This is a genomic window from Mesorhizobium sp. LNJC394B00 (genome assembly GCF_000502555.1).
Classification (GTDB): Bacteria; Pseudomonadota; Alphaproteobacteria; order Rhizobiales; family Rhizobiaceae; genus Mesorhizobium.
The window spans coordinates 428,666-442,630 of the sequence record NZ_AYWH01000007.1 but is presented as its reverse complement, the minus strand read 5'-3'; the positions used below and the strand labels follow the sequence as shown (position 1 = coordinate 442,630).

Genomic DNA, 13,965 nt, shown 5'->3' with positions numbered 1-13,965 from the left:
GGAGCACGAGTTGAACAAGACCGACAGCGGCACCGCAAATCGCAGTTCGCCGGACCTCATGGGCGCCGGCCAAGCGTGCAAGGCCGAGGAATGGGGAGGTGGCTCGAAAGCCGCCAAGGGACCGATCACGGAACCGGATCGACACAACCGCAACTCCAGCCAAAAAAGGAGCTGACATGCAGGATGCCCAGCAGAAATATCCTCAGCCGCCGCTTCCCGAACAGCAGCAGGACATGCCCGGCTATACCGACGAGATGGATCCACGGCCCGACCACGGAGAGGAGAGCTATCGCGGCAGCGGTAAGCTGACGGACCGCGTCGCGCTGATCACCGGCGCGGACTCGGGCATCGGCCGGGCGGTCGCTATCGCGTTTGCACGCGAAGGCGCCGACGTCATCATCTCGTACCTTGAAGAGGACGAAGATGCGCAGGAGACGGCGCGCTTGGTCGATGAAGCGGGGCGCAAGGCGGTGCTCGCACCCGGCGACATCTCGGACGAAATCTTCGCGCGGTCGCTTGTGCAGCGAGCTATCGATGAATGCGGGCGCCTGGACATCCTCGTCAACAATGCAGCCCACCAGGCGTCGTTCGAGAAGCTGGAGGACATCAGCGCGGAGGAATGGGATCTCACCTTTCGCACCAATGTCTATGCGATGTTCTATCTGTCCCAGGAAGCAGTGAAGCACATGGAACCCGGCTCGACCATCATCAACACATCCTCAATCAACGCGACCAGTCCCTCGCCGGCACTGCTTGCCTACGCCACTACCAAAGGAGCGATCGCCAACTTCACCGCCGGACTTGCAGGACTGGTAGCTGAACGCGGCATTCGGGTAAACGCGGTCGCTCCCGGGCCGATTTGGACGCCGCTGATCCCGTCGACAATGCCCTCTGAGAAGGTCAAGGAGTTCGGGAAGAACACACCGCTCAAGCGTCCCGGGCAACCGGCAGAGCTTGCAGCGACCTATGTGCTGCTTGCCTCGGAAGGATCGAGCTACACCACCGGCGCACTCTACGAGGTCACCGGTGGACGGCCGATGCTTTGAGCGAGCGTACCTGCCAGCTCCACGGCGCCCACTCTCGGTAGCACACTGACATCTGGCGAGGCTCATGCGCGATCAGGATCGCGGACAACCGCCACGTCCGCAAACTGGTCGAGGCGCATGCCGAAGCCACCCACCAGACCCTGAACCGGAGGTTGGTAGACGCGAGGCTGACTTCATTCCGGGTTCACCGGAGCGTCAGCTTTCGGGGAGGGGCAAACGCTGGGTGAATGTCCCCGATAGGCGCATTGCAGCCATGCCGCCGTCGCGTTGTGAGACTGATTTGGCGACCAGCAAAACAGCAGCCTCTACGACTCGTCCCTCTCATCGCGCAAATTAGACACAACGCGGCGGTTCTGCGACCTGCAGGCGGAGTCGGGGCAGTCGCGGACGAGCCTGTCCTTGCCGTAGCCCTTGGCCCACATGCGGTTCCGGTCTATGCCGCCGGCGGCGAGGTAGTCCATCACCGCATCGGCGCGCTGCTGTGACAGCGCCGTTTCACTTGCGCCGGGATCGTCGGCGAAACCCTGCAGCTTGAGCAGCCAGTGCGGATGCTTTGTCAACCAGGCGATCTGGGTGTCGAGGGTGGCCTTGGCGACAGAATCGAGCGCGGCCGAACCTTTCGTGAAATAGGTGCGGCGGCCGACATTGAGGATAAAATCCTCCTCGCTTCCCGGCTGCACGTTCTGGAAGCCGGCAATCTCGGCGTTGGTGACGTCAGGCGTGGAAGGGGCCAGCGTGTTGCTGGTCGAGCAGGATGCGGCCACAACCAGCAGGCCGGCTGCGAGCAGCCGGCGCGTGTTTTCAATCATGCGGTTCATGATGCGCCAATCATTCGAAAGTGGTGGAAGCGGGCGCCTGGTCGGCGATGTGCGGCAGGACCTCCACCGCGGTGCCGATCGGGCACCGCTGGTAGAGGTCGATGATGTCTTCCGGAAACATGCGGATGCAGCCGCTGGACGCGTCGGTGCCGATGCTCCATGGCTCCAGCGTGCCATGCAAGCGGTAGCCGATGTCGGCGCCGTCGCGGTACAGATAGAGCGCGCGCGGCCCGAGCGGATTGTTGGACGCGCCGCCTGCGATCATGGGCGGTAAGTCCGGTTTGCGCTCACGCATTTCGGGGGGCGGGACCCATTGCGGCCACAGCGCGCGGCGATCGATCGTCGCGCGGCCGTACCATTTGAAGCCTTCCTTGCCGACGCCGACGCCGTAGCGGATGGCAGTCTTGTTTTCCATGATGAGGTAGAGGAAGTGGTGGCGGGTATCGACCACGACGGTGCCGACCGGCTCGCTGCTGAAATACTTGACGATCTGGCGATGCCATCTCTTGTCGATCTTGGCGAAGTTGGTCTTGCGATAGACGAAATCGTTATCGCTTGCGGTACCGGCGAAAAAGGATTTTGCCGCCGCGGCTTGAGCAATATTGCCGGTTCCACCGACCGCGACCAGCGCCAGACCGCCGAGCACGACACCCCTGCGTGATAAAACCATCGGCAATCCCCCATGCCTTAAGCCTGGCGAACCATAGTTGAGAATGATTTCGGCTCAAAGTGGAAAAATGCTGCAGTGGGTGGGCCGCAAGCGGTCTGTCCGCTTGACGGCAAAATAGCGATTCCCCGCCGGCTCACGCCGGCGGGCTTTTTTGTGCGGACGGGAACATCCTCGCTCCAAGGGTGTTTTGTCACACCCGGCTCGTTCTTCATCGGTCGTGCCGGTGACCAAGATGTCCCCTCATTCATCATGGTCGGCCCGCGCAGCCTTGACCGCACGCGCGGGCCATCCCATCACAAGGCCCGCTGGCTCACGATGGAGGGTTTTTCCGCGTCCATGCGCCGACACTCATCTTCGCATGCCTGTTACAACGAGCCAGGCGGATTCCAGTATCCGCACGCGGTGAGGAGGACTTGCGACAGCCTCGCTGCGGGATTTTCGCGATGAGTCTACCTGGCTCCCGCTGAACGCCACCGCCTGACCACCGGGACCCGTTGGACGACCTTCAAGTCGAAAAGTCCGCGGCAACCGCACCTTAGGCGAAGAGGCTTTGCTTGTTGATGCAGTTGTCATCGCATCAATCGTGGGTAGCAACGCGATGTTTGCGTGTCGTTGAGAGATGGCGTTTCCCGAAGAATGAACATGCGCAGACAAAAGAAGCGAGCAGGATGGCCGTGAGTACATCTGCGAAATATCTATTACCTCATATGTGCTCGCTCCTCGGAAGGCGATCCCGCCACCCTCTCGACAGTGAAGATGGCGGGACCTCAACCGGCGACAAGGGACTTCGATCGACGGTCGGTTTCCAATTCGGCGTCCGGCTGCGTGTTCCGCCGTTCGGGCTTCTTCCAACCGCAATCAGACGCAAGTCCTATCCCATAAGACTGATGGCCAAATTCGGAACATCCGCTGAAGCATTGCGTTCGGCAGCGTGAAACCCCAAGGCAAAGGATGACTAATCATGTCGAATTGCGAGACTGCAAAATCACATTCGTTAGGAAATCGCGTGGCTGATCTCACAGCCAAGATGCGTGAAGCGCAGATTGACGCGGGTGAAATGATGGCCTTCCACAAGGTTGCAACTATGTTGGAGGACAGCCAAGGACGTATCAATGGCGACGACTTGATCGCCGCATCCTTCGTTCTGCTGGAAGACCGGGCGCCCGAGTGACCTTGCGTTGGTCGGCTTCGATCGTTCCTCGATCAGCAATGCGAAGCCTTTTTTGTCACGGCTGGCGTCTCGCGGGACTGCGGGAATAGCTCAAGCCTAAAGGGTGCTGGCCGGGCGGCTAACAGCCAAGAGACACCGCTTCGGGATCGGCCGCCACGCGCCCGCTTTGTCCGAGGGAGGGCATTCCCTTTGAAGACAGCTACGGCGTGTCCTCGCTATCAGTGCCATGCATGCTGGAGCCATGCATGAAGGACTGGATCTCGTTCACATCGATCTTGCCATCACCATTCTCGTCAATGCTACTGAACATCCTGCCCACCGCGCGTTGAACCTCGTCCTCGGACACCGATCCGTCGCCATCGGTGTCCAACAGCCCGAACATCAGTCGCATGCCGGCACCGCGCATCATCTGATGATGCCAGCGTCCAGCCATTCTGTGTCCACGATCGCGGTCACCGTGGTTCTGCCAACGGTCGCCATCTTCATCGTGGCGGTCAGCATCCTCGTTGCGATCGCCTTGATAGCTGCGACTATCTTCCTCGCGGAAACCCTCTTCGGAACCGCGATCCTGCTGCAGTCGCTCACGGACAGCTTGCTCAACCATCTGGCGGATCATTTCGCGTGTTGGTCCATCCGCTTGTCCGGTCGCATCCGGCAACTGTCCGGCGGCCGGCGGTTCGGTTGCCGGAGCGGGTGCAGGTGTCGAGGGTGATGGTGTTCCGCTTGACTGGGCCAGCGCGGGGGAGGTCAGGGCAATGAAAACGGCGGCCGCGGCCGTCGTGCTGTGTGGAAATCTCATGGCATGCTCCATCAGTGCCTTCGCTTGGAAGGCCAAACTGGAGCTCGATCTGATTGTTCCCCGAAGGGGATCAGGTCACGGCGAAGTTACAGGGCATGCCCCCCGTCTGAGGTAGATCAGGGTCTTCGTCAGGGAATAATTTCGGCTCTTCTTCCCTAGGCACAAGAGGAAGCCGGCGCCCATTTTGGCGGGCAATGAACGTTGGACATTCGGCCTCGCCAATTTTCTGCCAGTCGATCATACCGACGCACCAATTCCCTCTGCGTCCTCTCCTTTCGTGGGACGGAAGCCGTTTCGACCGCACGCCGTCAATCGCGAATCCCGCGTCCATATGCTGCGCGGCCATGATGCATATTTTTTATGTCACGGACCTCTGTCCGTCTGGACACCATGTTAGCCAGCGCTAAATCAGAGCAATGCGACGCCTCCTGCTGGGACTTACAGTTTTTCTCTTTTGGACCACGTTGCTTCAGGCCGAGGCGTGGCAGCCCTTCGGCGTCCGACAGCTTGGCTTTAGTTTCGATATTCCTCCGAATTTCGTCCTGACCCAGAATTCGGAGCAGGGCGCGGCTTTTCAGGGCCCAAGAGACGCGTTTCTGGTCGTTTGGGGCGCGCGACTGGGCAAAGCAAGTTTTCGCGCCGAGATTGAACATCGCATGATCGAGGACGAAAAGGCCGGTTGGCGACTGACCTATCGGCGCCTAGCCCCGAAATGGGCCAGCTACTCCGGGGTCAAGAATGGCGAGATTCGCTACGTCCGTGCAATTATGGTCTGCAACCAGCGTGCCGCGCTTTTCACAATGAATTATCGGAAATCCGAAAAGAAACCGTATGACCCTGTTGTTGTGCGCATGGTCCGGTCCCTGAGAGCGGAAGGATGTTAGCCAGCAAAAGGCGAGGTTGCCGTAGTGCTTCCCTCGGCTAAGGGCCCAGTGGTCAACACGGCTCCCCAATAGCCCCGCCCAGTCACATGAAAGCAGGCACCGGCAGATATGCGGCCGAACGTTCTCACGCTGGCTCAGCCGCTCAAAGCCCATCACCGAAAAGCTGCTTAGTGCGGTCGCCAGCTAGAGCTACCACTGAGCCATTCCCGCTGCGGCTGGGTAGCGCCTCAGTTCCGTACGCGTTCATACCAAGAACGGGCGGGGCGAACGTCCTGATAGAGCTACGGCTGTAGAAGCGCGCCGCCAAACTGCGCCCACAAGCGCTCGCACTCTCTCGCCCTTAGGCTCGGGGTACCGGGCGCGCCATAGAAGACCATGGCGCCGCGAATGTCGTATCCAAGCACCGAGGCGTTGGCCACGAACTGGATGGCTCTTCCCAAGCTGGTGATGCCGATGTCGACCTCAGCTTTGTTGGTGAGGTCGACCACGCCTACTATCTCCGCATTGGCGCTCCTGCCCGCCAAAACGGCCGTCGATATTCCATCATGCACGGCAAGAAGCATTTCGGTGAGTTGCCCGGTGGAAGGGCTCTACAAACGCTTAAATGTCAGGTTTGTTCCCAACTGGCCTTGGCGGCTTTCCGACTACCAAGACTGGGTCACGCGGCCTCTTATGTGCGCGTAGTTGACATCGTCTGCTGGACCGAACGGTCAGGCCGACGAGCCCAGTTCCTCTCAGCATCAAGCAGTTCATTCTGCCCAATCAAGCCGTTCATAAACAGCCTGAGTATGTGCGCAGCTATGCGCTCTCCGTTCTGCGAAGCAAGAGGTAGGGCGCGCTCTTTGCAGACCGTGTGACAAACCTGGGCGAGCATCTCAATGTCGCTTGGCCCCAAAAACCGACCCGGATACAACATACCGTTTTCCTGTTGGAGAGTTGGAATGGCTATCCATTACGCAGGGTCACCGGCAGCCACAATCAACTATGATAGTGAGATGTCGAGTCCCGGTGGAAAAAACAGTGAGGTCCCAAAAGCGGTCGCGCTTGTCTCCGATTGACAGATGCCTCGACGCTACACCGACCAGCGCTACCGCACCCGCTTCATCGACGCGGCTTTGCAAAGGCCTACGACCAGTTCGCTACCAGCTGCCGGACCGCCCAGGCGAGCATGCCGCCGGCCATTACCGAAAGCGCGATGTCGTGGATGAGGCAGCCTTTTCCGTATACATCCAGTTGTTACGCTGCGCATCTGCTTCGGTTCGAAAACTCGCCGCGAGCCTGGCGTGCTCGCGTGTCCGGGCCGAAAACGCCTTCACAGCCCACATGTTGATAACGACATCGATGAGGCTGCCGCCGACCTCGTTGGCATAGGATGCTTCCCGGCAAGGGCATCGACCAATGCCCCGGGGCCGACCAGCACGAACCTGCGGGGGCTTTCCCGGAACAAAGCGTCGACGATCCGGTTCGGCAGGGAAGCGGCCAAAATTCATGCCATCGGACATGCCGAGGCAGATGACAGATGAAAGGGAAGCTGAAGATGACGAAGTCTCGCGACCGCACCGTTCCCGGCGACGGCAAGATCGAAACCGGCCCGAACACATCTCCGCAACAGGATCCGGCAGAGGGGTCGCGCGAGACAATCGATCGCGAACTCGAGCGGACAGACGACGATAATAATTCCGACGAAGCGGAACGCTTGCGCCGAGACCTGCGGAAAGGGGTGGCGGAAGAGACCGAGCTTCCCGAACGCGGCTCGGCCTGAGGATCGCCGGAACCTTGCCAAGGCAAGAGACATGGAAGGCTCGACGCCGGTCGGATCGCTGCTTGCTTCGTGCCTTTAACGCACCGGCCACAAAACCCATGCGCGGCGGTGACCCAGGAGACGGCGAGAACGGCCGCGCGACGGTCCACTCTGTTCCAGCAAACTCGGCTCGCCGAGAGCTACCACCTCTGGCGTTAGGGCCTGACGAGATGCCACCTGTCCAGGTCGCATGGCGCCAGGGTTCGGAAATCTCTATCAGGCTGTGCCGGCCTCCTGGCTGCGCTGCGAGCGGGCACGGTCGCGGGCTGCGGCAGTGCCTCCGGGAAAGCCGCTTCGATCGCTGTAATCGCGTGGCTTGGTCCCGCTCCGAGAGTGGCGCGCGGTCACGCTTTTCGCACCGATGATGTCGAGCAATGTGATGCCGGCGACCATCGCAAGCGCAAGGCCCACATTATCGCGCTTTGGGTTGCCATGCCGATACGCTGTCAGCAATGTCGCGATATCCAGGCCGTCGCCGGCCACCCGGCTCCAAAGCCCGGCCTGCTTGTCCACTGAAAGCGAGAGTATGCCGCTGCTGATTTCCCGCGCCCCATAAGCGCGGATCAGGTCTTCCTTGCCGCGCATGCCGAGCGCGCCGGCAATCCGCTCGGCGCTAACCAGCTCGGCGACGCCAAGCGCGATGCTGAACCAGCCGAGCTTGCGGGCAAGGCCATCGGAGGCCGCGACCGCACTCTGCCCAGTCTTCAGCACTTTGGGATCGCCAGGCGATCGGGTGATGTTGGTAAGTTTGGCAATCACGTTCATGACGATTTCCCTACGGTTTCAGTACAACCTTGATGCAGCTGTCCTGCTTGTCGCGAAACACCTTGTACATCTCGGGTCCCTGCTCGAGCCCCACGGTATGGGTGATGACGAAGGATGGGTCGATCTGGCCATCTTCGATGCGGCGCAACAGATCCTCGGTCCAACGGTTGACATGGGTCTGCCCCATTCGGAAGGTGAGCCCCTTGTTCATTGCCTGTCCCATCGGAATCTTGTCGACCAGCCCGCTGTAGACGCCGGGGATCGAGATCACGCCGGCCGGCCGGCAGACATAGATCATCTCACGCAAAACGTGCGGTCGATCATTTTCCATCAGCATCAACTGCTTTGCGCGATCGTAGACGGTATCGGGCTGGGCCAGCGAGACGTGGCTTTCCATGCCGACGCAATCGATGCACTTCTCCGGGCCCTTTCCGCCGGTGAGTTCCCGCAGTCGTTCGACGACACTTTCCTCGGCGAAATTGATGGCGATGGCGCCGCCGGCCGCGGCCATGGAAAGCCGCTCCGGCAGGCAATCGATCGCCACCACCTGTTTCGCGCCGAGCAGCAGGGCGCTGCGTATGGCCATCTGCCCGACTGGGCCACAGCCCCACACCGCAACCGTATCGGTGGGCTCAATGTCGCACTGTGCCGCCGCCTGCCATCCGGTAGGAAAAATATCGCCGAGGAAGAGGACCTGCTCGTCGGTAAGGCTGTCGGGCACCTTTACGTGCGTGGCATCGGCGAACGGCACACGCATGTATTCCGCCTGTCCCCCGGGATAGCCGCCGGTCAAATGAGTGTAGCCGAACAGACCCGCGGTGGTGTGCCCGAACACCTTGTCACCGAGATTCTTCTTGCGGTTTGTGCGTTCGCAAACCGAAAAGTTCTGTCGCTTGCACTGGTCGCACTCACCGCAGATTATGGTGAACGGCACGACGATGCGGTCTCCCTCCTTCAGAGCGCCGTTGACGCCCTTGCCGACCTCAACGACCTCTCCCATCATCTCGTGGCCCATGATGTCGCCAGGCAGCATGGCTGGCACATAGTTGTGGTAGAGGTGAAGGTCGGAGCCGCATATGGCACAACTCGTCACCTTGATGATCGCGTCACGTTCATCCTCAATTTCCGGGTCCGAAACCTGATCGCAGCGTATGTCTTCCTTGCCGTGCCAGACCAACGCTCGCATAGCTTGCTCCTATTTTCGCAAGATCTGTGGGTAGGGACCTCGCGCCTGTCCTAAGCGGGCCGATGCCTGGTTGGATCGACTGTGCCGCTGCTTGTCGAACCACAGGGGCGGACCGATGTTCCGGGAGCTCGAGAGAATTTTTGGGCCATTCCAGACCCGCACCTTGGAAGGATCTGTCGCGGGCACCAGCGGCCTTCGCGGGCGCGTCGGGGCACGAACCGCTGGAGCCCCACCCACGAATGGACGTACTCAAGTGTACCAAAGAAGGTCCGTCCGCAGGTGTCCCTTCGCGGCGATCGACACCTCATCTGCTCGATTCTCGCGGCCATAACCGGCATTCTCTTCCTCTCCCTCACAGGTCGGCCGAGGCGCTCAAGGGTCAGCGCTGTGTGACCGGAGCAGGTAGGAGATGCCGATCACCGGCGGGCGCGCAGTCCGACCCCGACGCGATCGACACGAGGTGGATGGGCGCCATCGCGACGGCGGCTCTAGCGGAGTATTTCGCAGAAATACAACGATTAGCGGGCAGGGCAGACTGCTAGCCGTGCGCAGCCATGAACATGGCGACGGCCGACCGGCAATAGGATTCGATTTCGTTGTCGTCCGCCGCTCTCGCCTCATCGAAGCGTGCGATAATCAAAAGATCGGATCCTTTGAAAAGCGCGGCAAACAAGCGGGCGGACCGGAGAGGATCGGGCACGTTCAGAACCGCCTTCGCGTGCAACTGACGCAACAGGACCTCGATTTGGGCGATGACATGGGCGGGGCCGGCTTCGAAATAGAGCTTGCTTAACGACCTTGGATTCGTCTGGTCGGCCATGACCATGGCTTCGACACTGCGGACGTCTGATCTCAACAGCGTCCGAAGCAGGGATGATCCCACCGCCATGAGCTGATCTTCGACCGAACCGCCGACGCCTTCAAGAAGGGCCTGTGGTGCAAACAACTGATGGCAGCCGGACGCGATGGCCGCGCTGAACAGCGCCTCCTTGTTCTCGAAGTGCCGATAGATGCTGAGTTTGGATATCTTCGCCCGCTGGGCGACCTTGTCCAATGTGGTCGCTTGAAAACCCAATTCCACAAAGAGTTCGGACGCAGCGTCGAGTATCGTTTGGCCAAGCGCCTCGTTGGCGGGCCGGCCGCGCCGGCCCTGGCTATTTTCGGTCACGACAATTCCAGTCCTTGACAGTATCCTAATTATCGGATTACGATACCATGTAGTTTCTGAAATGCGCAAGCCGATGGGTAGGTTTCAACCAGGTCCAACCAGCCCCTCATCCACAACACGGAGCCCATCATGGATAACGTCATCATCATCGGCGGCAGCTTTGCCGGTCTCGCCGGCGCCCTGCAACTCGGCCGTGCCCGCCGTAAGGTCACCGTTCTCGATACCGGCCTGCCGCGCAACCGCTTCGCCGGCCACTCGCATGGCCTGCTCGGCCACGATCACAAGCCACCGCTGGACATCCTGGCCGAGGCGCGGCGGCAGCTGGCGCGCTATCCCACGATCAAGCTGGTCAATGCCCGGGCCGACAGCCTCTCCGGGGCCATCGACGATTTCTCCGTCCTCACTGGCGATGGCGGAAGCCTCGGCGCGCGCCGCCTGATCCTGAGCTATGGCGTCGCCGACCAGATGCCTGATGTTCCGGGCTTTGCCGAAGGTTGGGGCACGTCCATCGTGCCCTGCCCCTATTGCGACGGCTTTGAAGTCGCCGGCCAGCATTGGGGCCTCGTCTGGTCCGGCCCACAGTCGATGAGTCAGGTCAGGCTGTTCCACGATTGGACCGACAGGTTGACGGTCTTCGCTGATGGTCACGACATTCCGCCCGATATCCGGGCCGGTCTGGCGCGCCGCAACATACCTGTCGTCGACGGCCGGATCAGCGAGATCGCCCATCACGGGGGGCATAACGCCACCGTCAAGCTCGATACCGGCCCCAATGTCGCGGTCGACATCCTGTTCGCGCATCCGCGCAACAAGCCGTCCGCAAGCCTGCACGAATCACTGGGCCTCGCCACGGTCGATACGCCCCTCGGCGTAATCCTCAAGGTCGACGAGCGCCGCGAAACCAGCATGCCCGGCATCTACGCCGCGGGCGACCTCGCCAACCCCCTCACGCCGCCATCGGTCACCCTGGCAATATCGCACGGCGCGACGGCTGGGATCTCCGCCCAGCAGTCGATGCTGGTTTGAGAGCGCAGATTCCCTTCTCCGGGTGCCGCGGGCTATCATATTCTGAAGGCGAGGTTACGGAACGCCGGCCCGCTCTCCCCTGAGGGGCATCTTTGGCCGGTTGGCTTTGAGAACTCAACTGCGCTGCCGGCATGACGGCGATCGCCGACATCGGTTATCAAGCTCAATCACGCTGGAAAGCATGAACCACGTCGACGTCGACATCGACGGCGGGCTTACGGTATGGGGACCGGTGGCGGGAGATTGGCCACCGCTGTCGGTACCCGATGCTGCGACGCTACTTTGCTGAACGGTCGCGTCCAGCAGCGCTTCTGGCGGAAGTCTCAGGCGGCCACGACGCGGGCCAGCAGTCGGTACCAGCCAAGCCAAGGTCACGGACGCTGCTCATGTGATTGGCCCCGCCAAGGGTTGTGTGCGAAACAGTCAGTCCCTGCTTGTCAAGGTGGTCCGTGAAGAGTGCGGCCTGGCTGTGGAACGGCGGCGTTTCATCGGCGCCGACCAAGATATCTACGTCCACGGATGGATCGAAACTGTGATCGATGGGCGAGAATCGGCGGGCCTCCTCGTCGGTGATCGCGATCTCGGCGGCAAGGAACGACATCTGCAATGGCTTCAGGTCGTAAAGGCCGCCAAGCAGCAGCGCAGCTTTGATGCCGGAAGGCCGCTTGTCCCCGTCGAAAAGCATTGTTGCCAGATGCGCGCCGGCGGAATGACCGCTAACGGTCAGCAGGTCGGGATCGCCGCCATGGTGTACGATATTGTCAAACACCCATCGCTTGGCGCGGCGCACCTGGTCGACGATCCTGGCCATCCTGACGGTCGGCATCAGCGCGTAGTCGACAATGACCGCGATCGCACCTGCGTTCGTAACGGTCTCGGCGACGTAGGAATAGTCGCGCTTGGAGAACATGCGCCAATAGCCCCCGTGGATGAACATGTGCACCGGCAGGCGGTCCCGTTTGCCCTCGGGAAAGAACAGATCCATGGTTTCGGTGGCGTCAGCCCCGTAGGCGACATCGGCGACCATGGGAACGTTCGCCCTGGTCTCCTCGCTTCTGCGAACGATCTCGGCGACGATGTCATCGAACTCGACCACATGATCGCGAATGCGAAACGGATCTTTGGCGTGATGTCCGCTCACAGGGTCACGGCGATGTACTTGGCCTCCATGAACTCGGCAACGCCGTGCTTCTGACCGCCTTCGCGGCCTAGCCCGCTCTGCTTGACACCTCCGAAAGGCGCCGCCGGATCCGACATCAGGCCGCGGTTGAGCGCGATCATGCCGGACTCGATCTTCGATGCCACGCGCATTCCNCATTCCTCTGGCCAGGTCGCGCGTGTAGATGTAGGCCGCGAGACCGTATTCTGTGTCGTTGGCCTTGGCGATGACCTCCGCCTCGCTGTCGAAGCGCATGATCGGCGCCACCGGACCGAATATCTCCTCGTGGAGCATGGCGGCGTCAGAGGACACATCGCGAAGCACCGTCGGTGGGTAAAAATATCCTTTGCCTTCGGCGATCGTCCCTCCGCACAAAACCCTGGCGCCACGGGCAACCGCATCTTGAACGAGGCGATCGATGTTATCCACAGCCTTCCTGGTGATCATCGGCCCGCATTCTGTGTCTGAGTCTGTGCCCGGGCCCACGTTGAGTGCCGCCATGCGTTTGCTCAAGCCTTCCGCGAAAGCATCATGGATGCCGGCCTGGACGTAAAGCCGGTTGGCGGCCGTGCAGGCTTCGCCGGCGTTGCGCATCTTGGCAACCATCGCACCGTCGAGGGCTGCTTCCAGGTCGGCGTCGTCGAAGACGATGAAGGGTGCGTTGCCGCCAAGCTCCATGGAACAGGAAATGACGTGCTTTGCGGCTTCGGCCAGCAGCACGCGGCCGACGCCGGTCGAGCCGGTGAAGGACAGCTTTCGCACGCGCGGATCGGCCAGCATGGCCGCCGTCACCGGCCCGGGGGTCGAGGTCGTCAGCACGTTGACGACGCCGGGCGGCACGCCGGCCTCCTCGTAGAGCGCCGCAAGCGCATAGGCCGTCAGCGGCGTCTCGCTGGCGGGCTTCAGGATCACCGTGCAGCCGGCCGCGAGCGCCGGAGCGATTTTGCGTGTCGCCATGGCAGCCGGGAAATTCCATGGGGTGATGAGCACGCAAATGCCGATGGGCTGGTAGTCGACAATGATCCGGTTCGCGCCCGAGGGCGCAAGGCCGAACTCGCCGTTGATGCGGACCGCTTCCTCGGCGTTCCAGCGAAAGAATTCCGCCGCATAAGCGACTTCGCCGCGCGCATCGCGCAGCGCCTTGCCGTTCTCCAGCGAGATCAGCGCGGCCAACGTCTCCGCCCGTTCCGTCATCAGTTCGAAGCAGCGCCGCAGGATTTCCGATCGCCTGCGTGGCGGGGTCTCGCGCCAGCCGGCCGCCGCCTTCGCGGCCGCGTCGACGGCGGAGGTGGCGTCGGCGAGCGTGGCGTCGGGAACCGCAGCGATCACGGCTTCGGTCGAGGGATCGACCACTTCGATCACGCGACCCTCCGATGAAGGCCGCCAGCGTCCGCCAATGTAGAGACCGTGCGAGACCGTGGCGTAGTCGAACATATCTTGATCCTCGTCGGATATGCCTGCGGCAATGTTCA

At 61.4% G+C, this 13,965-nt stretch carries 14 protein-coding genes and 1 pseudogene; 6 read left to right on the top strand and 9 right to left on the bottom strand.

Annotated elements, in window-relative coordinates; genetic code table 11:
• Positions 1–10: 10 nt before the first annotated feature.
• Together X751_RS141575 and X751_RS141580 are read left to right on the top strand one after the other, a co-directional pair.
• On the top strand, positions 11–175 hold the full coding sequence (locus X751_RS141575; RefSeq protein WP_245263072.1) for a hypothetical protein: 165 nt from the start codon (positions 11–13) through the stop codon (positions 173–175).
• 1 nt (position 176) lies between these two features.
• Entirely contained in the window at positions 177–1,046 is an 870-nt protein-coding gene (locus tag X751_RS141580; RefSeq protein WP_023682766.1) for an SDR family oxidoreductase, read from the top strand.
• A gap of 305 nt (positions 1,047–1,351) precedes the next feature.
• Here the strand turns inward: X751_RS141580 and X751_RS141585 are convergent, their stop codons facing one another.
• Complete coding sequence (locus tag X751_RS141585) at positions 1,352–1,864, bottom strand: OmpA family protein (RefSeq protein WP_023682765.1); 513 nt, start codon at positions 1,862–1,864, stop codon at positions 1,352–1,354.
• Positions 1,865–1,874: 10 nt separating this feature from the next.
• Positions 1,875–2,534 carry a L,D-transpeptidase gene (locus tag X751_RS141590; RefSeq protein ID WP_031247206.1) on the bottom strand — a complete coding sequence of 220 codons (660 nt, stop codon included), beginning with the start codon at positions 2,532–2,534 and terminating at the stop codon, positions 1,875–1,877.
• Between the two features lie 1,006 nt (positions 2,535–3,540).
• On the opposite strand from X751_RS141590, the gene X751_RS0133935 reads away from it, so the two are divergent.
• Entirely contained in the window at positions 3,541–3,705 is a 165-nt protein-coding gene (locus X751_RS0133935; RefSeq protein ID WP_023667766.1) for a hypothetical protein, read from the top strand.
• Between the two features lie 199 nt (positions 3,706–3,904).
• On the opposite strand, the gene X751_RS0133930 is transcribed toward X751_RS0133935, so the two are convergent.
• Positions 3,905–4,504, bottom strand: coding sequence for an EF-hand domain-containing protein (locus tag X751_RS0133930; protein ID WP_031203868.1), 600 nt, complete (start codon positions 4,502–4,504; stop codon positions 3,905–3,907).
• A gap of 416 nt (positions 4,505–4,920) precedes the next feature.
• Here X751_RS0133930 and X751_RS141595 point away from each other — a divergent pair, with 416 nt between their 5' ends.
• Positions 4,921–5,388, top strand: coding sequence for a hypothetical protein (locus tag X751_RS141595; protein ID WP_023667769.1), 468 nt, complete (start codon positions 4,921–4,923; stop codon positions 5,386–5,388).
• A gap of 281 nt (positions 5,389–5,669) precedes the next feature.
• On the opposite strand, the gene X751_RS141600 is transcribed toward X751_RS141595, so the two are convergent.
• The gene (locus X751_RS141600) at positions 5,670–5,876 is read right to left on the bottom strand and encodes a hypothetical protein (protein WP_023825912.1); all 207 of its coding nucleotides are present in this window, start codon (positions 5,874–5,876) and stop codon (positions 5,670–5,672) included.
• A gap of 1,049 nt (positions 5,877–6,925) precedes the next feature.
• On the opposite strand from X751_RS141600, the gene X751_RS141610 reads away from it, so the two are divergent.
• Complete coding sequence (locus tag X751_RS141610) at positions 6,926–7,150, top strand: hypothetical protein (protein WP_155922421.1); 225 nt, start codon at positions 6,926–6,928, stop codon at positions 7,148–7,150.
• Positions 7,151–7,405: 255 nt separating this feature from the next.
• Here the strand turns inward: X751_RS141610 and X751_RS141615 are convergent, their stop codons facing one another.
• The 3 genes from X751_RS141615 to X751_RS141625 all read right to left on the bottom strand — a co-directional run bounded on the left by X751_RS141615 (position 7,406) and on the right by X751_RS141625 (position 10,308).
• Entirely contained in the window at positions 7,406–7,954 is a 549-nt protein-coding gene (locus X751_RS141615) for a hypothetical protein (RefSeq protein ID WP_023740532.1), read from the bottom strand.
• Positions 7,955–7,964: 10 nt separating this feature from the next.
• A complete protein-coding gene (locus X751_RS141620) occupies positions 7,965–9,140 on the bottom strand; it encodes a zinc-dependent alcohol dehydrogenase (protein ID WP_023682758.1) in 1,176 nt (391 codons plus the stop codon).
• A 538-nt stretch (positions 9,141–9,678) separates the two neighbouring features.
• Positions 9,679–10,308 carry a TetR/AcrR family transcriptional regulator gene (locus X751_RS141625; RefSeq protein WP_023745683.1) on the bottom strand — a complete coding sequence of 210 codons (630 nt, stop codon included), beginning with the start codon at positions 10,306–10,308 and terminating at the stop codon, positions 9,679–9,681.
• Between the two features lie 129 nt (positions 10,309–10,437).
• Here X751_RS141625 and X751_RS141630 point away from each other — a divergent pair, with 129 nt between their 5' ends.
• Positions 10,438–11,334: an NAD(P)/FAD-dependent oxidoreductase gene (locus X751_RS141630; protein ID WP_023745682.1), complete on the top strand. Its 897-nt coding sequence runs from the start codon at positions 10,438–10,440 to the stop codon at positions 11,332–11,334.
• 277 nt (positions 11,335–11,611) lie between these two features.
• Here the strand turns inward: X751_RS141630 and X751_RS0133925 are convergent, their stop codons facing one another.
• Complete coding sequence (locus X751_RS0133925) at positions 11,612–12,319, bottom strand: alpha/beta hydrolase (protein ID WP_280806718.1); 708 nt, start codon at positions 12,317–12,319, stop codon at positions 11,612–11,614.
• A gap of 152 nt (positions 12,320–12,471) precedes the next feature.
• A pseudogene (locus tag X751_RS01000000164080) lies at positions 12,472–13,927 on the bottom strand (NAD-dependent succinate-semialdehyde dehydrogenase).
• Positions 13,928–13,965: the final 38 nt, after the last annotated feature.